The following is a 20625-nucleotide window of genomic DNA, read 5'->3' on the forward strand; positions in this document are numbered from 1 at the left end:
ATTCGGCCGGTGCCCGTGGCGCCCCACGCCGGGCCGAGTGTGCTCGCCCTCTTTTGCGGACCATGCGATATCGGGCAGGCTAGTACCATGTTTCGACCACCGTTCCTGGCCCGTGTCGCCGCCGGAGCCGCCGTCTACGTCCTGGAGGAGACGCGACGGCTGCCTTCCGCGGCGGTCAAGTTCCCCGTAACCGCGGTGAGCCAGCTGCTGCAGGCGGGTATGCACGCCCAGCAGTTCGTCACCAGTCTCGCGATCAAAGGTGATTCGGTTTTCGACCGGATCGTCAACCGTCCGGAGGAGCGGCCGGAATGGGCCACCTTCGACGAGGACGACGAACTGCCGGTACGCCGGCCCGGTGGGGCCGCACCGGCGCGGGACAGCGGGTTCGACCGGTTCGATTCCGATCCGGCCGAGGTGGAGCTGGCGTTGCAGGAGACTCTGGCCGGGCTGCGCGCGATGCAGAACGGCAGCGCGGTGCCCGAGGCCACCACCTTCGAGACCGAAGAGTGGGAGAAGCGGGTCGCGACGGAGCCCGCCCCGGAAACCGGCACCTCTGTCCCGGACCCGGAGCCCGCAACGACTGCACCTGCCCCGGAAGCCACGAGTGCCGCAACGCCGGAGGCAGGCGATACCGGCGAAGCCGAGGCGACGACCGACCCGGAGCCGGCAGACACCGCCGAGCCCGGGCTTCCGGAGGTCGGCGCCCGCTACGACTACCCGAATATGACCCTCGCCCAGCTGCGCGGCCGCCTGCGCACGTTGACCGTTGCCGACCTGGTCGCGCTGCTGGACTACGAGCAGCGCACCCGGGACCGCGCGGCCTTCGTCACCATGCTGACCAATCGGATCGCCACCGTGCGAGCCCAGTGACGGGAGCCGATCCGGTGTCCGCGGCCGGCCGGGCCGGTTCCGGCCGGTCCGGGCAGCCGCCCGCCCCCGCCAATTCCGCCGAACAGCCGTGGCCGGTGCGTTCGGTGTCGATGAAGGTCGCCCAGTGGATCGACCGGCTCGGCAGTATCTGGGTCGAGGGCCAGTTGACCCAGATCAATCTGCGGCCCGGTACCCGCACCGCGTTCCTCATCTTGCGCGATCCCGCCGCCGATATGTCCATATCGGTTACCTGCGATCCGGCGCTGCTGCGCGATGCCCCGGTTCCGCTGCAGGAGGGCAGCCGAGTAGTGGTGTACGGCAAACTGTCGTTCTTCACCGGTCGCGGCACCCTGTCGCTACGGGTCACCGAGATCCGCCCGGTGGGTGTCGGTGAACTGCTGGCCCGGATAGAACGGCTCAAGGCACTGCTGGCCGCGGAAGGGTTGTTCGACGAGCGCATCAAACGCCCCCTCCCGTTCCTGCCCGCGACCGTCGGCGTGATCACCGGCCGCGGTAGCGCGGCCGAACACGATGTGCTGACCGTGGCCCGCGGCCGCTGGCCCGCGGTGCGGTTCGAGGTGCGCAATACCGCCGTCCAGGGCCCGTCCGCGGTCTCGCAGATTCTGGACGCGCTCGCCGACCTCGACCGTGATCCCGCTGTCGAGGTGATCGTGCTGGCGCGCGGCGGCGGCAGTGTCGAGGATCTGCTGCCCTTCTCCGACGAGACCCTGTGCCGCGCGATCGTCGCCGCGACCACGCCGATCGTCAGCGCGATCGGTCACGAACCCGATTCCCCGCTGTCGGACCTGGTCGCCGATCTGCGCGCTGCCACCCCGACCGATGCCGCCAAACGCGTGGTCCCCGATGCGGCCGCCGAAACCGCGCTGGTCCGTGAGTTGCGTTCCCGCTCCGCCGCCGCACTGCGTGGCTGGGTACAGCGGGAGGCCGCGGCGCTGGCACAGCTGCGTTCGCGGCCGGTCCTGGCCGACCCGCTGCGCGAACTCGGCCACCGCCACGACGAGGTCGAACGCCTGCGCGCCGCCGCCCGCCGCACCGTCACGGATCTGCTCCGCACCGAATCCACCACCGCCGGGCATCTGCGGCGCCAGCTCACTGCCGTGGGACCGGCCGCGACACTGGCCCGCGGCTACGCTGTCGTGCAACGAGTGGCCGGCCCCGAACGCCATGTGGTGCGCGGTATCGAGGACGCGCCCGCGGGCAGTCAGCTACGGATCCGGGTCGGTGACGGCGCGATCTCGGCCGCCGGCCTGGGCACGATCCCGCTCGGCGCGGGCCGCTCGGCGACGCGGCGCGCCGCCGAGCCTGGTGCGACCGATACCGCTGAACCGCACAACACCGAGAGGACCTGACCGTGTCCGATATCAGCGCCACCGACGAGCTGGGCGAGATCTCCGGCTTCGGCTACGAACGCGCCCGTGACGAACTGGTCAATGTGGTGAAGATGCTGGAGCAGGGCGGTATGGACCTCGACGATGCCCTGGCCCTCTGGGAACGCGGCGAGGCCCTGGCGAATCGTTGTGAGGAGCATTTGGCCGGTGCCCGGCAGCGGATAGAGAAGGCGCTCGCGGACTCCGATCGGGAATAGCCGGTTACCGGGCCGGCAGCGGCCGCGCGGCCGTCACTGCCGCGGCCAGCGTCTCGAAGGCCGCGGTATCGCCGGCGCCGCGGATCAGCGCCCGGCTGTCCCCGAAGTCGGCGACCCAGGCGGGTTCGGCGTCCGGCTCGTCGTACATCACCCATTTCTGGCCGCCCGTTTCCCGTGTACCGGTGGCGTACCGGGTGCCCACCACATGGTCCACCAGCACTTCTTCGGTGGCGTCGCTCTGGTTGAGTTCCATGTAGGTGCCGGCGCCGGTGATGTAGCCGATCGTGCTCACCGTGCCGCCCCCGGCGGCAGGGATGGTGTCGCGGCTGCCCGAATTCGGTTTCCAGTTCTCCGGCAGCGCCGGTTCCCGCACCGGGAACCGGAGGTTCTGCGCGTCGGAGCGCAGGGCCGAGGCGGCGTCGAAACTCGGGATCGTGCCCTGTGTCGGACCGTTCGCCGCGAAACTGCATTGGCTGGTGAGCCCGGCGAACACCACGGCGATCAGTACCAACGGGATCAGCGACCAGACGAGATCCCGGTAGTCGTTCATGATGCGTGGCTTCTTGTTCGGCACGCTCCCAGTATCCACCGTGGTAGAGGCACCGCCCCGCCCCGCCCCCGGTACAGCCGTACCAGCTGATCATTTCCGCGGAACGGGTCAATGCGACAATTACCCCGAAGTTCCGACGCCAAGGAGGCACCCGCTATGACGGCATCCGCGACCCCTTCCAGCCGCCGCGAGGCGCCCGACCGCAACCTCGCGCTCGAACTCGTCCGTGTCACCGAGGCCGGTGCGATGGCGGCGGGCCGCTGGGTCGGCCGCGGTGACAAGGAAGGCGGCGACGGAGCGGCCGTCGATGCGATGCGGCAGCTGGTCAGTTCGGTGTCGATGAGCGGTGTCGTGGTGATCGGTGAGGGCGAGAAGGACGAGGCGCCCATGCTCTACAACGGGGAGAACGTCGGCGACGGCACCGGGCCCGAAGTGGACTTCGCGGTGGACCCGATCGACGGCACCACCCTGATGTCGAAGGGTTCGCCGGGCGCCATCTCGGTACTCGCGGTCGCCGAACGCGGCGCCATGTTCGATCCCTCGGCCGTGTTCTATATGCACAAGATCGCCGTGGGGCCCGATGCGGCCGATGTGATCGATATCTCGGCGCCGATGGCGGAGAACATCCGCAAGGTCGCCAAGGCCAAGAGCGCGTCGGTGTCCGATATCACCGTCTGCATCCTGGATCGTCCCCGGCACGCCGATCTGATCCAGGAGGTCCGCGACGCGGGCGCCCGGATCCGGCTGATCTCCGACGGTGACGTCGCCGGGGCGATCGCCGCCGCCCGTCCCGATTCCGGCACCGATATCCTCGTCGGCATCGGCGGCACGCCCGAAGGCATCATCGCCGCCGCCGCCATGCGCTGCATGGGTGGGGTGCTGCAGGGCAAGCTCGCCCCGAAGGACGACGACGAACGCCAGAAGGCCATCGACGCCGGACTCGATCTGGACCGCGTGCTGGTCACCGAGGATCTGGTGGCCGGTGACAATGTCTTCTTCTGCGCCACCGGCGTCACCGACGGCGACCTGCTGCGCGGCGTCCGGTACTACGGGGGCGGTGCCTCCACCCAGTCGATCGTCATGCGGTCGAAATCGGGCACTGTCCGGATGGTCGATGCCTACCACCGGCTCACCAAGCTCCGCGAGTATTCCTCGGTCGATTTCCACGGCGACGAACACGCCAATCCCCCGTTGCCGTGACAGTGGCCGCCGGCGCGTGATCAGCGCGTCGGCGCACCCACCACAGCAAATATCGGGCATACGATCCTGTGCCCGCCGATTGCAGGTACTATCCCCGTGACCACAGAAGGTGGCGGCGCCACGGATTTCGCGCTGGGTAGCCGTTGCGTTGCCATCTCAACGAGCCGGAGTGATGAGCCACGCGGCCGCGGCCGCGAATCACGCCGGCCTGTCGCGAGAGGATGGACATGCACCACTTCGCTCGACGTTCAGCAGGATTCACCATTGCGCTCGCGGCCGCAGGCCTGCTGGTTGCGGGCTGCGGCGACGACGACACCTCGGTCTCGGACACTGTCGGTTCACTCACCTCGCAGGTGATGCCCGGCGAAAACACCGGAGAGGGGAACACCCCGACCGGTTCACCGGGGGCCGAGGGCCCGACCACCGGCGCCGAGGGTTCGCCCACTCCGGACCAGGATCCCAATGCCGATGCCGGTGAGACCACGGTGCAGACACCGGACGGCACCGAGGTCACGGTGTCCGGCAGCATCTATCAGAAATACAACGAGGCGGGCGGGCCGGCCGGCACTCTCGGCATGCCCGAAGGCGAGGAACAGGTCGCCGGTGACGGTGGCCGCTACCAGAACTTCGTCGGCGGCACCATCTTCTTCAGTGAGGACACCGGGGCCCACATAGTGTGGGGTGATATCCGGGAGGCGTGGGAAGCCAACGGCGGCGCCGAGGGCGAACTGGGTTTCCCGGTCTCGGACGAACAGGATGCCCCGGAGGGCAAGATGAGCGAGTTCGAGGGCGGCACCATCACCTGGAACTCCTCCGACCGCTCCACCACCGTCACCCAGAATTGATTTCCGGCACAGGGGCGCTCGCCGCGGCGGGCGCCCCTTCTGCTGTCCGCGGGAGTCCGGCCGAACCGCTACCGCGCCGTACCCCGGCCAGAATCCGCGATCACTTTTCGAGCGCTCCGGAAACCGTGCACGATCACCACCGAAACTGGACCTGGGACCGATTGTTCCCAACCCGACCCGGCGCTCACCCGATCTCTCCCGCGACCGGCTACCGTGTGTGCGTGCAGAATCTGTTGACCGACCGCGACCTGCTGGAATCCCTCGCGGTGGAGGTGGAACTGACCATACGGCGCCATATCGAAACCGCCGATGAATGGCAGCCGCACGACTACGTCCCGTGGGACGCCGGACGCAACTTCGCCTTCCTCGGTGGCGAGGACTGGGGCCCCACCCAGTCCACACTGAGCGATACCGCACGCACGGCACTCACCGTGAGCGTGCTCATCGCCGATAATCTGCCCTCCTATCATCGGGAGGTCGGCAAATATCTGCGGACCGGCGCGTGGTGGCGCTGGGTCGGCCGGTGGACCGCCGAGGAAGCCCGGCATTCCGTCCTGATCCGCAACTACCTGATGACCACCCGCGCCTGCGATCCGGTGGAACTGGAACGGCTGCGCATGGGTCATATGACCACCGGTTTCCGCCGTGAACCGATGCACCTGCTCGATGTGCTGGCCGCCTGCGCGTTCGAGGAGAAGGCCTCTGCCATCCGGCACCGCAACACCGCGGCGCTCGGGGAGAACGAACTGGTCACCGCCATCAGCGAGCGGATCGCGCAGGACGACGAAACCCAAGCGGAGGTTTTCGCCGATCTGCTGGCGGCAGGCTTCGAGCAGGCACCGGACCAGGCCGTGCGCGCTGTCGCCGACCAGATCGCCGCGTTCCGGGTGCCTTCCCTCACCTTGCCCGACGGCCGCAGCAGCGACGAGGTGCTGGCCGAAGCCGGAATCTACGATCCGGCGAAACAGGACGAACTGGTTTTCGCCCCGCTGCTGAAGCGCTGGAATGTCTTCGGTCGCACCGATCTCGGCGAAGCCGGCGAGGCGGCACGGGCCGAGCTCGACCGCTTCCGCTCCTGACCGCCACCGCCCGGCCTGCTCGACAGGCCGGGTACCGGCGGCGCGGGGTATGACGGCTGCCGTTGCGCCCCGATAACACCCGACGGGCAGGCTCGACCGATGTGCCGGGCAATCCGGGGGCAGGGCCATGGGAGAGTCTCGGGGCGCAGCAGCCGCGGACCGGCGAGGCCATACCCAGGGCCGGTTCGGAGAAGCGCCGCGCCCCAGGATCCCGAGCATCGGGTTCCGGGCGTCGGCGCCTTGCTTTCACCCGGAACACCCTCTACTTCCGCGAGCGCCGACCGACGGTTTCAGTCCTGGTCGACATTCGTCATGGACAGCACATCCAGGCGCCGGTCCAGTTCTTCCTCGCTGAGCTTGTCGCCGACCAGCCCCCGGTCGATCACCGTCTGCCGGATCGTTTTCTCCTCCCGCAGTGCCTGTTTGGCGACCGCCGCGGCCTCCTCGTATCCGATCGCCGAATTCAGCGGCGTCACAATCGAAGGAGAGGATTCGGCCAGTGTGCGCAGCCGTTCGGCATTCGCGGTGAGCCCGTGGATACACCGGTCGGCGAACAACCGGGACACCGCCGCCAGCAGGCGAATCGATTCGAGCACGTTGCGCGCCATCACCGGAATGTAGACATTCAGTTCGAAATGCCCGCCGGCCCCGGCGAACGCCACCGCGGCATCGTTACCGACAACCTGCGCCGCCACCTGCGTAACCGCCTCGGGCAGCACAGGATTGACCTTGCCGGGCATGATGGAACTCCCCGGCTGCAGATCCGGCAACTGCAGCTCCCCCAGCCCGGTCAGCGGCCCGGATCCCATCCAGCGGATATCGTTGGCGATCTTCGTCAGGCTCACCGCGACCGTGCGCAGCGCCCCGGAAACCTCCACCAGACCGTCCCGTGCGGCCTGCGCCTCGAAATGGTCCTCGGCTTCGCTCAACGCGTCGATCCCGGTGGTGCGCACCAGCTCCGCCACCACCTTCGTGCCGAAATCGGCGGGCGCGTTCAAACCGGTGCCGACCGCCGTCCCGCCGATCGGCAGTTCCCCCAGCCGCGGCAACGTCGCCAGCAACCGTTCCATCCCCGCCGCGACCTGCCGTGTGTATCCCCCGAACTCCTGCCCCAGCGTCACCGGCACGGCGTCCATCAGATGCGTACGACCCGATTTCACCACTGTCCGCCACTCATCGGATTTGTCCAGCAGCGCGAGCCGCAGATGCTCCAACGCCGGCAGCAGATCCTTGATCACGGCTTCGGTGGCCGCCAGATGGGTGGCGGTCGGGAAGGTGTCGTTCGACGACTGCGACATGTTCACGTGATCGTTCGGATGCACCGTGACCCCGTTGTTCGCCGCGATCGAAGCGATCACCTCGTTGGCGTTCATATTGGAACTGGTCCCCGACCCGGTCTGGAACACATCGATCGGGAACTGGTCGTCGTGGCGCCCCTCGGCGATCTCCGCGGCGGCCGCGATCACGGCATCGGCCTTCTCCGCGTCGAGCAGACCGAGATCCCGGTTGACGACAGCACAGGCACCCTTCAGCAGCCCGAGCGCCCGGATCTGCGCCCGCTCCAGCCCGCGCCCGCTGATCGGGAAATTCTCCACCGCCCGCTGCGTCTGCGCCCGCCACAGCGCATCCACCGGAACCCGGACCTCGCCCATGGTGTCGTGCTCGATGCGATACTGCGTTTCCTCGCTCATAACCCGACCCTATGCCGGGCCCGCGCGAAGTTGGCGTGCCACGCGTGCGGTCTGGATCACCGGCACGCTTCGAGGAGGCCTGTCAGCCGAGCAGTTCCTCGGCCTCGACCACCTCCAACGATCTCCGCAACCACTTCTGCAGCTGGTCGAGGTCATCACATGAGGTGATGGTCTCGCGAACCTGGTCCGACACTGTGATCCCACGGGCGTCGAGGACAGTCAGGATCGAATTCGCCTCGCCCTTTGCCTCGCCCTCGGCGATGTACTTGCGGGCGAAGTCGCTGGTGAAGTTGTAGTTACGCAGACCGGTGGACATGAAAGCCTCCCAATCAGGACGAACAGCACGCGGCAGCATCGTCAGAACGAAATCATGATATCGCAGGGCGGGGTCGGCCCCGAGCGTTCGAAGACCAGTGGCCAGGGCCACCCAGATCTGAGCATGGTCGCGATGGTGCGGGTGGGCAACCGCGGATAATACGGCCAGCTCAGGCAGCTCGGTCGCCAGTTCCGGATCGGTGACCACCGGTACCGCCGACGGGTCCAGTACCAGCGGCGTCACGGTGGTGGGTGGGTTACCGAAGCCGATTACCAGCGGTTTGGCCGCCCATTTCGCGGTACGCCGGTTCGGGCAGACGACCATAAGCAAAACCGGGCATTTCAACCGAGCCCGCAGGGATGTGGTGTATACCGGCCATGACCAGGGTTTATCCGAGTCCGGCCGGAGCTGGATCTCCACCACAACCGCCAGGACAACGGCACCGCCACGGCGGAAGGCCAGCACGGCGTCGGCGTAGTACTCGGTAGGCGCCACCACGGCGGCGCGCTCCGAGTGGGGTTCCACGGTCTCGTAGTCGGGTAGCTCGTAGCCGAGCCCGGATAGTAACGAAGCGACCAGACGTGGCCGCTCCGTGAACATATCGATCACCACTTCATGCGGGGTCGAAGGCATGACCCGAACGCTAGCGCGTGACACCGACAAGTGATGAGCGACAGCGGTTTCCGGCTCAAATGCGTCAGCCGTCAGCGCCAACCATATGAGGGTGGAGGCCGCAGATGGTGCGGTGACTGCGCGGGGCCGTTCGGCGCTGACCGATGAAGAGGTTGCTGCCACGGATACGGCTGCTCAACTGCCGGGGCGTAATTCGCCGGGCGGTCGGGTCGGTTGTCGGGCGGCCAGTCATCGCCGGCTGCCGGTGCACGCCATGCCGACGGATTCGGGGCAGCGGTATCCGGCCGGGTTGTTTGGGTGGCTGGAAGGGCGGCCGCCGCCTGCTGGTAAGCAGCGACAATGCTCGCCGCCAGCGCATCAGGGCCCTTGGCGAACGCATGAACATCGATGGTCAAGCTGTGGAGAAAACCCGACGGCTCCAGCGCGATACCGATACCCCGGACATCAGCCGTCGTGACAGCCTTCGGTCCCCCCTGAGGTTTCACCGGCGCATTCGCTTGGACACCTTCGCTGGGTACCTCTCGAGCCTCGGACACTGCCACACTCAGGCCACTCATGATCATACCGATATCGGCTACCGCGGTAGGTGAGTCGGCACGGACCGTCGCAGTGACCTGGATCAGGTACTGAGCGGGCGCCTTATCTGTCAAGACATACCGCGTGTACGCAACGTACTCATGGGCTTCGACGCGATACTTGCCCAAGGCCGCTACCGCGGGGAATCCGGCACAACTGCTGGCATCGGACTGAATTTCCTGCCATTCCGGCATGCGCCGCGAATCGGTGTATCCGCAGCGCAGCAGGGTGGCGGAATCGACCGGCCGGTCCAAACGGCCGACCATGATGAGGACGTTGTCCGACCAGTTCGTAGCACCCTCTGAAGCCTTCGCCCAGGCGCAATACGCGCCGGGCAGGATCTCCCGAGGGATTTCGCGCCACTCCTGTGGAGCCTGGAGGGATATCCGGGGTGCCGCTACAGTATCCGGATGGACGGGCGTTGAGCGCACCTCGTTTTCGGCGAGGTATTCGGCGATGCTGACATAGCCCTCTGGACGACTCGACGTTACACTCACTCTTCATCACCTTCTATGTCGCGTATCTGGCCAGCCTTTCGGCCGGCCTTCCGGCCACTTCGCTCTACTCGAAGAAACCACTGCGGAGCATCAGGATGAGCCAAGAGTGAACGCGCCCGACTATGGTCTTTCAGATACTGCATAATCGATAAAAATGAATTGATGTCACATCGGACCAGATGAACCGGCAGTCCCAGTACACCCGGCCTGTCAAAAACCTTGTTCCGGGGTTCCACACCGGTACCCGAATACTCGACCTCTACCATCGGAGGAGACGAGTTGTACGCAGAAAAAGATGCCGACCTGAGTGCGCGAATATCATCCCATGGAATAAATTCCTCACGGCTCCGCCCGAACGGCAGCGCAGTTTTTCTGGCCACTCCGTCAGGATATATTTCCACCGTAATCATCCATCTGAATGCGATAGCCAGCAATACACCGATGACTGCCGCCGCCGACGCGAGCACCAGAATCCACGTGGCACCGGCTCGATCAGACTTGGACAAGGGCAACAAATAGCTACCGCCAGTTTTCCAATCGAGCCACGCACACAGCCCGTACAGCGCACACCCCGCCAGAGCACACAAACCGATGATCTGATTGGAATGCCCGATGACCAGTCGGATTCCGGGGCCGTGCGAGGTGTCGACATGGCCCCGGACGCCCGAATCACGGCGCCGGACCAACCATGACAGCTTGCCGATGAATGCGGATGCCGCGCCGAGCATCAGCAGCGCTCCGCCGCATGCACCGATCACCGGTATCCACCCGGCATCGAATGGGACCATGCCGAAGAGAAGCGCCGCCAGCACAAGAAATAGCAGCGCGAAGATCAGCGATACTACAAGAGCGCTTACAGAGCGGTCTACCGGCCAGTGCTCGCGCCATTCCACGTCGGGGAATCGAACATTATCTTCATCCATCGCTACCATAGCTTTTGAATCCCTTTGGAGGTTCCGTAAGCAGTAGCCCCGCCGATAACAATACCGGAAACGAACCCTATAGCCGTACCGACACCGGGTACCGCCGATCCAGCGAGAGCTCCCGTAGCGGCGCTGCCGATCACGGAACCCAAAACGGTTCCGGTGACCATGCCAGTCGCAGTACCGGCGGATTCGCTCACGATTGCCTCCGCGGGCGCCATCCCTCCTTCGATATCGTTCACAATTGCCGGTACTGTGCCGATCGCATTACCGATGATTCCCAGCCTGGTGATTCCAGGCGCGTATTTTCCCCAGTCCTGCACCCATTTCAGAACTGCTGCGTCGTCGGCGGTCTTTGCCGCCCCCTCCAACCCCATCTTCACACCGTCGGTCATCGCACCGGAGATTGCGGCGGCAGTCATTGCCGGCACGTCCGGTTTCCAGTGGGCCCAAGGGGATTCCGCGATCTCGTCCGGCAGCGCTCTGGGATCGTCGGTTTTGATCTGCTTGACGGCGTTCACGACGGCGGTGAGAGTTTCATCGGAAGCCATGCGTTCGAGTTCGGCGTTGGCGTCGGCGAGCCGTGCCCCCCACTGAGCGTCGGCGGTCATCAGAGCTTCCGCCAGACCTGGTAGGCGAGCGAGTTGGATCCCGGCCTCGGAGTTCCAGTCCTCGACCCCGGTCACACTCCAGTCCTCGCCGACCATGACGGGAGCGTGCGCGTAGTTACGGAAGAGCACCTTGATTTCGGTGAGGGTATGTTCCATCGCCTGGTAGGCGCCGGTGGCTGCCGCGGCAAGGTCGTCGTAGGCGGTGGCAATTGCCCGCATCTGCGTCTGTTCGCGGTCGGCTTTGCCTTCCGCCGCGACCTTGGCCTCACCTTTCCACATGAGGCCGTTGTGCAGCGTGTCGTACATGGTGGCTGCGGCTTTGATAATCCCGTCCGCAATGCCCGTCGCATTGGTCGCCACTGTGGGCAGGTTCGAAACGTCCCAGCTGAGAACCTCTGTCGGTGTAGCCATCTCGAACTACTTCACCGCATGCGGATCGCCGGAGTTGAGATCAACAGCGGCAGCGAGCCGACCGGCTGCATCGACATCGGTTCCGGTGAAGCTGTTCGCCGACATCGCCAACAGCCCGGACAGCTGGTTGAATCGCGCGTTGAGCAGGTTTTTCGCCCGCGTACTGGCCGCATTGGAACCCATCAGCGCGGCACCGACAGCCGAGCCCTTCAAGGTATTTCCGGCTCGTTCGGCATCGAGTTTCGGCACTGCGTCGATATCGCTGGGCAGCAGAGCCAACGCCGCCGCAGCCTGCCGCAGACTGTCCTCGTCCACCTCGATAGACATGTGTCCCCCTTCGCGCGTACATGTCCAGAACCGTAATCAGGTCCACCCCTTCGTACCATGACCACACTGACCAGTGGACATGGGGCGACGATCATTGTCGACCGAGTTACCCAATGTGGGGCGTGATAACCAGGAGCCACCGCACTCGCCGGTGCGATCCCGCATCGGCGGATCGGATCGCTGAAACAACCTTCCACTCGTAAGGCGTCCCGGGCTCGCCACCCCCGGGACGCCAGACATCGCGGGTACCGTCCCGCCGCCGATATGTGGGCGGTGCTACAGCGGAGTCCGCCTGCGAACGACTATCACACCACGCCGGTATCAGGTGCTGCACCGAACCCAGCGCTCGCCAGGCCGGTGAGGAAACCGGCCCACTCCGCCGCACCGAAGAGCAGAGGCGGGCCGCTGGGGTTCTTGGAATCTCGCACACCGACCAGCTCATCGCTCACGAAAGCAACCTCCACGCAATTCTGCTGACCGGAACTCCAGCTGCTCTTGAACCACCGAGCGTTGGACAGGTCGATCATTGTTCCCACTCCTTGCGCGCCTCGAGCACCAGGTCCCTGGACTCGTCTGGCGAACACGCTACTCGCCGCAGCCTTTCCACGGCCCGTCGATACAAAGCAACCTTGGCGTCTCCCTCGATATAGACCCTGCCGAAATAGCCCTCGGCGTAGGCCACCGACGGTTGACGCATCCGCGAAACCGGCAACGGCGGCAGGTCGAAAACTACGAATGACCCAGTGATCAATCCAAGAAGGTCTCTGGCATCCCGCTTCACGATGCGCATAGTGACACTCGGTAACCGTGAAACGGCAAGCAGGTGTGAGAGCTGATCCGCGGATACAGCAGGCCCGCCGACCGGAGTGTGCAGAATTGGCTCGGCAATCATCGCCTCGAAGTGAAAATCGCTCCTCTCGAGGATTTCTTGGCGCCGCATGACGATGTCGAGAGTCAGTTCGACGTTTTCCGGCGGCATATCCGGATACTCGGCCCATATCAGAGCTCGCCGGTACTCTCGGGTCTGCAACAGCCCTGGGAACAACGCGACTTCCCAGGACGCAATATGCATTGCGGACTCTTCCAATCCGATGAAGTGATTGAAGGTCTCGGGCACCACCTCGGCGTACGCCTGCCACCATCCGCCATCGGCGCCCTGGGATTGTCGTACCTCCTGAGCGAGATCGAGAATCGTCCTCCGCTCCACGTCCGAACTCGAGAAAGCGTTGCACAAAGCGTTCATCGCAAGATCGGTGATCTTGGTCTTGAGGCCGTCCTCCAGACGACCATAGGACTGCGGCGATACCTCGGCCGCACGCGCGGCACTGGCCTGCGTTATCCCCTCCCGCAGGCGCATTTTGCGCAGCTGGCGTCCCAATGCACGGCGGGGAAGCATGGACCCACTACCCACGATAGTTACCCTCGCTAACTGGATTGTCTCGATATGGAAGGCGCCGTGGTGGAAGTTCAGCTTTACCACGGCATTTCCCCAGTGAAGAGACCGCACAATCGCGCGTGCTTCCTATCTACTGGAGATGCGCCCCTGCGCGATGTTCCGTGACTCACCTTCGCGGAACATCCCCCGCAGCCGGAGATCTGGTGTGGAAGGGTCCGGCACTGTCCATGTGCCCCCGCCGGATCCTGCGCCGGGCGTAGGCCAAGACTAACCCGAGGAGTGAAAGATGGTGGATGATTGCACTTCTGCGCCACCGATCGAAGCCGGCGGCGGGCTATGTCCGCCGGTGCCCGCTGCCGTGGGAACAGCGGTAGCCGGACGGATCCGGTTCAGAACGGGGCGATCAGTTGCGTGAGTGCACGTTTCAATTCGTCGTGCGATACCGGGTCGATATGGAAGTCCTGGTAGCGGTGCCGGTAGACGTAGCGGCCGTCGTCGGCGATATCGAACCAGCTGAGGTAGCGCGGTTCCGGCGGCTCGGGATCGCGGAGCCGATGGCGTACCTGCAGGAAACCCGATCCCGCCCGGGGGGCTTTCAGCATCCGGCGCATATGGTCCGCAGGCTGCGGTTTTCCGCCGTTCCAGATCTCGTAGGTGTCACGCAGCCGATCGATACTCTCCACCAGTGGCGGGCGCGTGCCCTTGGGGACTTCACCGAGGATCTGCAGGAAGATTCGCGGGACAATCGCCGTGGTCCCGATCTGCACCACGAATTTTCCGTCGAAATCGGTTTCGGTGCCCGGGAACTGCACCACCGTGACCCCGGCGGTGCCGGCAAAGGCGCCGTAGGCGCGGATTCGGCGGCGCCGGCTACCCGACAGTGTGAGTGTGGCTTCGGGATCGGCCGCCGCCCGCAACGCGGATGTGAGATCAGGGTCGGCGCCGCGCGGGTATGCGGTTTCGATCCGCGCCGCCAGCCGCTGGTATTCGTCCTCCCAGCGCACCGACGAACGCAACTCCAGCGGATACGGATAGCGATCCTTACCCGTCTCCTTCCAGACGTGCATGAACTCGTCCGGCGTGAACTCCCATTTCACCGACGGTCTCCACGATCATCGGCCGGTTGCGCGGCGGGAGCATCGCCGCCCAGCACGCCGTCCAACAGCTGGGGCCGGGCACCGAACAACTCTTCCTCGCGTTCATGAACGAGGTAGTCGGGCACCTTGTGCTCCTCATCGCCCTCGCCCCGCTTGGCCCCCGCGCCGCCACCCATCATCCCGGGCATACCCGACATCCCCCTATTGGTACCCGCCGCGGCCGCCGCGGCAGCGGGCCCACCGGCCGGGCCGTTCGGCGCACCGCCGGGAGCTCCCGGGACGGTTTTACCCGGCGCCTGATTCTGCGGCGGCGCACCGCCGGGCATCCCGGGCGAACCGGGAGTCCCGGTAGGCACGCCGGGCGAACCGGGCGTGGTGGTCGAGGAGGTAGTCCGCTGCGGATCACCGGTCGGGGTGCCGGTAGTGGTACCCGACTGTTGCGTAGTGGGATTCTCGGTGCTGCTCGCCGTAGTCGTCTGGGGCTCTTCCGCCGAACCGGGGGTCTCCTGCGGCTGCTCGCCGGTTTCGTTCTGCCCCGGATTCTCACCGTTCGGCGCCTGCGAACCAGGTCCGGAGGTGGTGCCACCCGGGCCGCTGGTGGTCGTCCCGTTCGGTCCTGCCGGACCGGGCTGGTCGCCAGGGATCTGAACAGGGACGAAGGTCGGCACACCCTCACCCGCGGGCTGGTAGGTGGGTTTGTAAGCCGTGTTCATCACTTCGACGGCGGCCAGCCGCTGATCTTCCTTGTATGCGTCGAATGCGGCCTGCGCCGCCGGATCGGCCGCGCCGACCACGGTCTGCGCAACCTTGAAGGGGTCGTTCACAGAGGTAGTCACGGCGGTACCGCCCGGCGTCGCCCCTTGGGTGGGCGGTGGCGGTACGGACTTCTTCACCACCTCCGCACCGTAGGCGGCCGAGTGAATCCGCATACCGACGGCGTTTATGACCTCTTGCACATCGGTCGCCTGGTCGAAGAAAGTCCGCGAAGCCTGGTTCGCCGCATCCGCGAATTCGCCGGCCATACCATCGGAGAGCTCACGCTGGATGGACACGAGGGAACCGAACAGCGCACCACCCAGCGAGTTGGCAATCTCCTGGTAGATGTCCGCCACAGAATGCATGACCCCGGGCAACATTTCCTCGACCTTCGCGTGGATTTCCTCGTGCGAAAGCCCTTCGAAAAGCTCCATCCGAGTGATGTAGGCAGGATCCTGCCCACCATGCGAAACCTGGGAACCGAAATATTGTGCACCGGCCAGACTCTGCTGTCCCGAAATGCGGTCCTCCACGGATTCCGGCGCCATACCCATCGACGGGCCGAACTGTCCGAGGAGGCCGGGATTCTCATTCGTCATCGTTCAGTTCTCCGTCCCGATTTCAGGTTCGAGAGCTGTCACGATCTCCAGAACGCCGTCGCAGCGCTGAAGTCCGGCCTCGGCGCCTTCGAAAGTTCGGGACGCGCTGAACATGACAAAGCCAGCCTTGGTCCGCACATGAATGCCACAAACCCCCGGCTGCTCCGGGTCTTGCACCAGCAGAGCTTCCCGGCCATTTACCGTCAACGGCTCACTCGATCCGCTGTACCTCTGCAAATCCTCTTCCCAGGCGACATTGCCGGATTCGACCGAGAGGTCGCGAAGCTCGCCATCGAAGTCACAGGTCAAAAATGTGTATTCCGCTACTACATCCTGACCCCGGCGCCGTGTGGCCGGATCAAGACCCGCCTCGCTAACAGCCTCGTCACTGATCCATGTACACGGATCGAACACAACTTCGGGCCGACCCTGCGTCGTATATTCGTTCTCCAAAGGCGGCGGCTGCAAACGCGACTCGGTCAATGTCGGCCGCGTCGAGCCGGTTTGCGAGACTTCGGACGATGCGGACGCAGCCGAAGCCGTTTCACTTGTGTCACCGGAGGTCGAGCAAGCAACCAAGCCCCCAAGCGCCCCCACAGCGGCAATAACAGTCAACAAGTTCCGAGGGTTCATTCCACAGCCTCTCCAGCAACATTCAGTGCCCGACTATTCATCGCATCTGCCTCCTCGAACGCGCCGCCAGCGTGGAGGTAGGCTGCGGCCATCCGCAATGCAGCCTCCTTCAAACCTAGAAGCGCATCGGTCACCGCCGTTCCTTTGTCGACGAACCCTGCCTGCAGTTCCTGCGCCGACACGAACCCGCCGAATCCGGATAACCGGTACAAACTTTTGGAGTTCGTTATTTGCTGATCGAGGCAGGTGTCCACCAAGCGCGTGTAGACAGCCGCGCAGCGCTCCGCAGCTCCTCGCTCCATCCGGAAAGTCCCCGACACAGCCTGCTGATACAGCCCGTTCGCGGTCCCCTGCCCCACATCCATAGCGCTCAGCCCACCCTTCGTAAAACTTCACTCACCCTACTGGACGCACTCCGCCCCGCCAGGGTTCCCTCGTCTGCCCCGCTGGACTCGCTCGTACCCGGCAAATCCGGCCATGCTCCGTACTTCGGGACCGCTCAGTGAGCCGTTGAGGCAGCCGAGTCCTGCACTCCACAGTCGGTAGCCACGAACGGCGCGGCAGACGAGCGGGGGCGACGACGAGGCGGCATTCGGGTCGCCGGGAAGTCCGTATTCCGACTACCCACCGGCGACCACTCGCGCTCCCGAACCCCCGACCTCCCATTCCGCAAGAACCCCGTGCACCGCGCCCTCAATCGCGGCATAGTGAGTTACATCACCACATCAACCCGGCGCGTATCACTGCGTCCGAGTCGAACGAGGAGTTCCTCATGACCTACGCCAAGCCCGGTGCCGACGGCAGCATCGTCAGCTATGCGAATCGATACGACAATTTCATCGGTGGTGAATGGACCGCGCCTGTCGAAGGGAAATATTTCGACAATCCGTCGCCGGTCGACGGTGAAACCTTTTGTGAGGTAGCGCGTTCCACCGCGCCCGATGTCGAGCTGGCGCTGGATGCCGCGCATGCCGCCGCCGACGGCTGGGGTGCGACTTCCACGACCGAGCGCGCGAATATCCTGAACAAGATCGCCGATCGGATCGAGGAGAATCTCGAGGCCCTCGCCGTCGCGGAGACCTGGGAGAACGGGAAACCGGTCCGTGAGACCAAGGCGGCCGATCTGCCGCTGGCGGTCGATCATTTCCGCTATTTCGCCGGCGCGATCCGGGCCCAGGAGGGCGGGATCAGCGAGATCGATGCCGATACGGTGGCGTATCACTTCCATGAGCCGCTCGGGGTGGTCGGGCAGATCATTCCGTGGAATTTCCCTATTCTGATGGCCACCTGGAAGCTGGCCCCCGCGTTGGCGGCAGGGAATGCGGTGGTACTGAAGCCGGCGGAGCAGACGCCGGCGTCGATCCTGAAGGTTGTCGAACTGATCGCCGATCTGCTGCCACCGGGTGTACTGAACGTGGTGAACGGGTTCGGGGTGGAGACCGGTAAGCCGCTGGCGTCGAGCCCGCGGGTGGCGAAGGTGGCGTTCACCGGGGAGACCACCACCGGGCGGTTGATCATGCAGTACGCCAGCGAGAACATCATCCCGGTGACGCTGGAGCTCGGCGGTAAGAGCCCGAATATCTTCCTGCCGGATGTGATGGCCGCGGACGACGATTTCCTGGACAAGGCGGTCGAGGGGTTCGTGATGTTCGCGCTGAACCAGGGTGAGGTGTGCACCTGCCCGTCGCGTGCGCTCATCCATTCGTCGATCTACGACGAATTCATGGCCCGGTGTGTGGAACGGACGAAGGCCATCGTGGGCGGCGATCCGCTCGACGACGCCACCATGATCGGCGCGCAGGCCAGCAACGATCAGTTCGAGAAGATCATGTCCTATATCGATATCGGCAGGAAGGAAGGCGCCGAGGTGTTGACCGGCGGCAATGCGCGCACGGTCGACGGCTACCCGAACGGTTTCTACGTGGAGCCGACCATTTTCAAGGGCAGTAACGATATGCGGATCTTCCAGGAGGAGATCTTCGGGCCGGTCGTCTCGGTCACCACCTTCGATTCCACCGAGGAAGCCCTGAAACTGGCCAACGACACCCTGTACGGCCTGGGTGCCGGCGTGTGGACCCGCGACGCCAACACCGCCTACCGCCTCGGCCGCGGTATCAAGGCGGGCCGGGTGTGGACGAACTGCTACCACGCCTATCCGGCGCACGCGGCGTTCGGCGGTTACAAGAAGTCGGGTATCGGCCGGGAGAACCACGCCCAGATGCTGGACCACTACCAGCAGACCAAGAACCTGCTGGTGAGCTACGCCCCGCAGAAGCTCGGATTCTTCTGATGCCGGAGCCGAACCGGGTGGAACTCACCGCGGCCGCGGCCCGCCTGCTGCACGACTTGATCGAGCGGCACGGCCCAGTGATGTTCCACCAGTCCGGCGGCTGCTGCGACGGCAGCGCGCCCATGTGTTACCCGCGCGGCGAGTTCCGGGTCGGCGGGCAGGACGTGCTGCTCGGGGAGGTCGATACGGATACGCCGTTCTGGATGAGCGCCGACCAGTACGAATACTGGAAACACACCCATCTGACGGTGGACGTGGTGCCCGGCCGCGGTAGCGGGTTCTCGCTGGAGGCGCCGGAGGGTGTGCGCTTCCTGATCCGTTCGCGGCTGCTCACCGACGACGAATTCCTCCAACTGGAGTCCGCGCCACCACCGAGGACGGGCGCAGATATCCCCGATTAGCTGGGTCGCGCCCATGACCGTCCGGGTCCGGCGACAGTCCGGGTCCGGACGGTCCGGGACACCGACCGGCTGCGATGAGCGTCCGGCGGTGGGAGCCCCTGCTCAGCGGAAGTGACCGGGCCACGCTCGAGCGGGGGCTGAAGGCGATGTACTCGTGAAGAAAACCGACGTACGCGCGATGCGGGACGCCTACGAGGGCAGGTCCGGGTACCGATTCCGCGGTCAGGAATGCTCGCGCAGGTACTCCAGGTAGAACCCGCGCAGCGCCTCGGCGAGATCGCCGTCACCGGCATGGACGTAATCGTCGAGCATCGGGACCACCCATTTGATATCGGCCTCGCTCTCCCCGGCCCGCCCCGCCGTGGCCTCCGCGGCGGGTATGCGAGTGAGCAGCTGCCAGAGGAAACGGATATCGCCGTGCCGCACCGCGAGCTTGACCGCCCGATCGTGCAGTTCCTTCGACGACAGGCCTTCCAACTCCTCGTTCGTGCCCATACGCCGACTCTAATCCCGCCCGTGGTGTCCGGTCGTGTTTCCGGCCGGGAGCTTCGTCCCGCGTGGCGTTCGGCGGACCGGGCGGCGCGCGTGATGCGATGGCGTGATGACCGACGACATCGACCCCGTCCCCAGCGGCTTCCAGGTCAAACGGGCCTACGAGGCACCCGAACCGGATGACGGTTACCGGGTGCTCGTCGATCGGCTCTGGCCACGCGGGGTGACCAAATCCGCGGCCCGGATCGACGAATGGGCCAAGGACCTCACGCCCTCGACCGAGCTGCGCCGCTGGTTCCACGAAGATCCGCAGAGCCGCCGCGACGATTTCGCGGACCGGTATCGCGAAGAACTCGCGGGCCGGACGGCGCGGGAGATACTCGTCCGGTTACGCGGCCTGGCGCGGACCAACCCGCCGGTCACCCTGATCACCGCGGTCAAAGATCCAGGTAGCAGCCACATTCCCGTACTACTCCAGTCCCTGGGCGAATAGCCGGATCACGGCGGGAACGGACCGGTCGCCATGCGCCCCTGCGAGCTCCGGTCCCACGCCGGTGTTGCTGCGGCGCAGACGCCGCCGGCCATTCGCGATATGCGGCCGGCACATCGGCGGCCGCATGTGCCGGAGACGCGAAACGTATCGGCCGAGGCGAACCCGGAGCGAACCCTGCCCTCGGGCTCCCACCGGCGACGAGACCCTGGCGGCATCCGAACGAACTCGCGAAAATCCACTCTGAACTGCCCGAATAATCCGATTCCGGGCCGCGTTCACACCGAATTCATCCAACCCTCCCGCATTTCTTAGAGCGCACAGGGGCTGGTACGG

At 65.4% G+C, this 20625-nt stretch carries 23 protein-coding genes; 9 read left to right on the forward strand and 14 right to left on the reverse strand.

Annotated elements, in window-relative coordinates; translation table 11 throughout:
• Nucleotides 1–87 precede the first annotated feature (87 nt).
• The 3 genes from NFL01S_RS08945 to NFL01S_RS08955 are packed head-to-tail and all read left to right on the forward strand — an operon-like array spanning nt 88 to nt 2476.
• Nucleotides 88–870 carry a lipid droplet-associated protein gene (locus tag NFL01S_RS08945; protein WP_062973350.1) on the forward strand — a complete coding sequence of 261 codons (783 nt, stop codon included), beginning with the start codon at nt 88–90 and terminating at the stop codon, nt 868–870.
• A 14-nt stretch (nt 871–884) separates the two neighbouring features.
• Nucleotides 885–2240 carry an exodeoxyribonuclease VII large subunit gene (gene xseA / locus NFL01S_RS08950; protein ID WP_062973774.1) on the forward strand — a complete coding sequence of 452 codons (1356 nt, stop codon included), beginning with the start codon at nt 885–887 and terminating at the stop codon, nt 2238–2240.
• Nucleotides 2241–2242: 2 nt separating this feature from the next.
• Nucleotides 2243–2476, forward strand: coding sequence for an exodeoxyribonuclease VII small subunit (locus NFL01S_RS08955; RefSeq protein ID WP_062973352.1), 234 nt, complete (start codon nt 2243–2245; stop codon nt 2474–2476).
• A gap of 4 nt (nt 2477–2480) precedes the next feature.
• Here the strand turns inward: NFL01S_RS08955 and NFL01S_RS08960 are convergent, their stop codons facing one another.
• Nucleotides 2481–3050, reverse strand: coding sequence for a DUF4245 domain-containing protein (locus NFL01S_RS08960; RefSeq protein WP_062973356.1), 570 nt, complete (start codon nt 3048–3050; stop codon nt 2481–2483).
• 132 nt (nt 3051–3182) lie between these two features.
• On the opposite strand from NFL01S_RS08960, the gene glpX reads away from it, so the two are divergent.
• The 3 genes from glpX (at nt 3183) to NFL01S_RS08975 (ending at nt 6150) form a co-directional block, all read left to right on the forward strand.
• Nucleotides 3183–4226, forward strand: a complete 1044-nt coding sequence (gene glpX, locus NFL01S_RS08965; protein ID WP_062973358.1) for a class II fructose-bisphosphatase — start codon at nt 3183–3185, stop codon at nt 4224–4226.
• Nucleotides 4227–4453: 227 nt separating this feature from the next.
• On the forward strand, nt 4454–5071 hold the full coding sequence (locus NFL01S_RS08970) for an LGFP repeat-containing protein (protein ID WP_062973776.1): 618 nt from the start codon (nt 4454–4456) through the stop codon (nt 5069–5071).
• Nucleotides 5072–5292: 221 nt separating this feature from the next.
• On the forward strand, nt 5293–6150 hold the full coding sequence (locus tag NFL01S_RS08975; RefSeq protein ID WP_062973778.1) for an acyl-ACP desaturase: 858 nt from the start codon (nt 5293–5295) through the stop codon (nt 6148–6150).
• A gap of 290 nt (nt 6151–6440) precedes the next feature.
• On the opposite strand, the gene NFL01S_RS08980 is transcribed toward NFL01S_RS08975, so the two are convergent.
• From NFL01S_RS08980 to NFL01S_RS09035, 12 genes are all read right to left on the reverse strand, one after another.
• Complete coding sequence (locus tag NFL01S_RS08980) at nt 6441–7841, reverse strand: class II fumarate hydratase (protein WP_062973359.1); 1401 nt, start codon at nt 7839–7841, stop codon at nt 6441–6443.
• 82 nt (nt 7842–7923) lie between these two features.
• The gene (locus NFL01S_RS08985) at nt 7924–8790 is read right to left on the reverse strand and encodes a hypothetical protein (RefSeq protein WP_062973360.1); all 867 of its coding nucleotides are present in this window, start codon (nt 8788–8790) and stop codon (nt 7924–7926) included.
• A gap of 71 nt (nt 8791–8861) precedes the next feature.
• The gene (locus tag NFL01S_RS08990; protein ID WP_084492526.1) at nt 8862–9863 is read right to left on the reverse strand and encodes an LpqN/LpqT family lipoprotein; all 1002 of its coding nucleotides are present in this window, start codon (nt 9861–9863) and stop codon (nt 8862–8864) included.
• Complete coding sequence (locus NFL01S_RS08995; protein WP_157116380.1) at nt 9860–10795, reverse strand: hypothetical protein; 936 nt, start codon at nt 10793–10795, stop codon at nt 9860–9862. Before NFL01S_RS08995 ends, NFL01S_RS08990 begins: the two co-directional genes overlap by 4 nt.
• On the reverse strand, nt 10789–11757 hold the full coding sequence (locus tag NFL01S_RS09000; RefSeq protein ID WP_062973365.1) for a hypothetical protein: 969 nt from the start codon (nt 11755–11757) through the stop codon (nt 10789–10791). The genes NFL01S_RS08995 and NFL01S_RS09000 overlap by 7 nt, the downstream gene beginning before the upstream one ends.
• Before the next feature lie 57 nt (nt 11758–11814).
• Nucleotides 11815–12135: a hypothetical protein gene (locus tag NFL01S_RS09005; RefSeq protein ID WP_062973367.1), complete on the reverse strand. Its 321-nt coding sequence runs from the start codon at nt 12133–12135 to the stop codon at nt 11815–11817.
• 305 nt (nt 12136–12440) lie between these two features.
• Nucleotides 12441–12662 carry a DUF397 domain-containing protein gene (locus tag NFL01S_RS09010; protein ID WP_062973369.1) on the reverse strand — a complete coding sequence of 74 codons (222 nt, stop codon included), beginning with the start codon at nt 12660–12662 and terminating at the stop codon, nt 12441–12443.
• Nucleotides 12659–13615, reverse strand: a complete 957-nt coding sequence (locus NFL01S_RS09015; RefSeq protein WP_062973373.1) for a helix-turn-helix domain-containing protein — start codon at nt 13613–13615, stop codon at nt 12659–12661. Before NFL01S_RS09015 ends, NFL01S_RS09010 begins: the two co-directional genes overlap by 4 nt.
• A 305-nt stretch (nt 13616–13920) precedes the next feature.
• The gene (locus tag NFL01S_RS09020) at nt 13921–14628 is read right to left on the reverse strand and encodes an ESX secretion-associated protein EspG (RefSeq protein ID WP_062973374.1); all 708 of its coding nucleotides are present in this window, start codon (nt 14626–14628) and stop codon (nt 13921–13923) included.
• Nucleotides 14625–15983 carry a hypothetical protein gene (locus NFL01S_RS09025; protein ID WP_062973376.1) on the reverse strand — a complete coding sequence of 453 codons (1359 nt, stop codon included), beginning with the start codon at nt 15981–15983 and terminating at the stop codon, nt 14625–14627. Before NFL01S_RS09025 ends, NFL01S_RS09020 begins: the two co-directional genes overlap by 4 nt.
• Before the next feature lie 3 nt (nt 15984–15986).
• Nucleotides 15987–16616 (reverse strand): DUF3558 domain-containing protein, encoded by a 630-nt coding sequence (locus NFL01S_RS09030; RefSeq protein ID WP_084492527.1) that lies wholly within the window; start codon nt 16614–16616, stop codon nt 15987–15989.
• Nucleotides 16613–16981 (reverse strand): hypothetical protein, encoded by a 369-nt coding sequence (locus NFL01S_RS09035; RefSeq protein WP_062973380.1) that lies wholly within the window; start codon nt 16979–16981, stop codon nt 16613–16615. Before NFL01S_RS09035 ends, NFL01S_RS09030 begins: the two co-directional genes overlap by 4 nt.
• Before the next feature lie 407 nt (nt 16982–17388).
• Here NFL01S_RS09035 and adh point away from each other — a divergent pair, with 407 nt between their 5' ends.
• Both adh and NFL01S_RS09045 read left to right on the forward strand, forming a co-directional pair.
• Nucleotides 17389–18906: an aldehyde dehydrogenase gene (gene adh / locus NFL01S_RS09040; protein WP_062973382.1), complete on the forward strand. Its 1518-nt coding sequence runs from the start codon at nt 17389–17391 to the stop codon at nt 18904–18906.
• The gene (locus NFL01S_RS09045; RefSeq protein ID WP_062973384.1) at nt 18906–19307 is read left to right on the forward strand and encodes a DUF779 domain-containing protein; all 402 of its coding nucleotides are present in this window, start codon (nt 18906–18908) and stop codon (nt 19305–19307) included. Before adh ends, NFL01S_RS09045 begins: the two co-directional genes overlap by 1 nt.
• 222 nt (nt 19308–19529) lie before the next feature.
• On the opposite strand, the gene NFL01S_RS09050 is transcribed toward NFL01S_RS09045, so the two are convergent.
• Nucleotides 19530–19802: a hypothetical protein gene (locus NFL01S_RS09050; protein WP_062973386.1), complete on the reverse strand. Its 273-nt coding sequence runs from the start codon at nt 19800–19802 to the stop codon at nt 19530–19532.
• 106 nt (nt 19803–19908) lie between these two features.
• On the opposite strand from NFL01S_RS09050, the gene NFL01S_RS09055 reads away from it, so the two are divergent.
• Entirely contained in the window at nt 19909–20292 is a 384-nt protein-coding gene (locus NFL01S_RS09055) for a DUF488 domain-containing protein (protein WP_062973388.1), read from the forward strand.
• Nucleotides 20293–20625: the final 333 nt, after the last annotated feature.

This window comes from Nocardia flavorosea NBRC 108225 (genome assembly GCF_001613385.1).
Lineage (GTDB): Bacteria > Actinomycetota > Actinomycetes > Mycobacteriales > Mycobacteriaceae > Nocardia > Nocardia flavorosea.

Excerpts from the sequence above, each read along its gene's own strand:
- NFL01S_RS08945 (WP_062973350.1), top strand. The coding sequence starts at position 88 with ATGTTTCGACCACCGTTCCTGGCCCGTGTCGCCGCCGGAGCCGCCGTC.
- glpX (WP_062973358.1), top strand. The coding sequence starts at position 3,183 with ATGACGGCATCCGCGACCCCTTCCAGCCGCCGCGAGGCGCCCGACCGC.
- NFL01S_RS08970 (WP_062973776.1), top strand. The coding sequence starts at position 4,454 with ATGCACCACTTCGCTCGACGTTCAGCAGGATTCACCATTGCGCTCGCG.
- NFL01S_RS08980 (WP_062973359.1), bottom strand. The coding sequence starts at position 7,841 with ATGAGCGAGGAAACGCAGTATCGCATCGAGCACGACACCATGGGCGAG.
- NFL01S_RS08985 (WP_062973360.1), bottom strand. The coding sequence starts at position 8,790 with ATGCCTTCGACCCCGCATGAAGTGGTGATCGATATGTTCACGGAGCGG.
- NFL01S_RS08995 (WP_157116380.1), bottom strand. The coding sequence starts at position 10,795 with ATGGTAGCGATGGATGAAGATAATGTTCGATTCCCCGACGTGGAATGG.
- NFL01S_RS09005 (WP_062973367.1), bottom strand. The coding sequence starts at position 12,135 with ATGTCTATCGAGGTGGACGAGGACAGTCTGCGGCAGGCTGCGGCGGCG.
- NFL01S_RS09010 (WP_062973369.1), bottom strand. The coding sequence starts at position 12,662 with ATGATCGACCTGTCCAACGCTCGGTGGTTCAAGAGCAGCTGGAGTTCC.
- NFL01S_RS09025 (WP_062973376.1), bottom strand. The coding sequence starts at position 15,983 with ATGACGAATGAGAATCCCGGCCTCCTCGGACAGTTCGGCCCGTCGATG.
- NFL01S_RS09030 (WP_084492527.1), bottom strand. The coding sequence starts at position 16,616 with ATGAACCCTCGGAACTTGTTGACTGTTATTGCCGCTGTGGGGGCGCTT.
- NFL01S_RS09035 (WP_062973380.1), bottom strand. The coding sequence starts at position 16,981 with ATGGATGTGGGGCAGGGGACCGCGAACGGGCTGTATCAGCAGGCTGTG.
- adh (WP_062973382.1), top strand. The coding sequence starts at position 17,389 with ATGACCTACGCCAAGCCCGGTGCCGACGGCAGCATCGTCAGCTATGCG.
- NFL01S_RS09045 (WP_062973384.1), top strand. The coding sequence starts at position 18,906 with ATGCCGGAGCCGAACCGGGTGGAACTCACCGCGGCCGCGGCCCGCCTG.
- NFL01S_RS09050 (WP_062973386.1), bottom strand. The coding sequence starts at position 19,802 with ATGGGCACGAACGAGGAGTTGGAAGGCCTGTCGTCGAAGGAACTGCAC.
- NFL01S_RS09055 (WP_062973388.1), top strand. The coding sequence starts at position 19,909 with ATGACCGACGACATCGACCCCGTCCCCAGCGGCTTCCAGGTCAAACGG.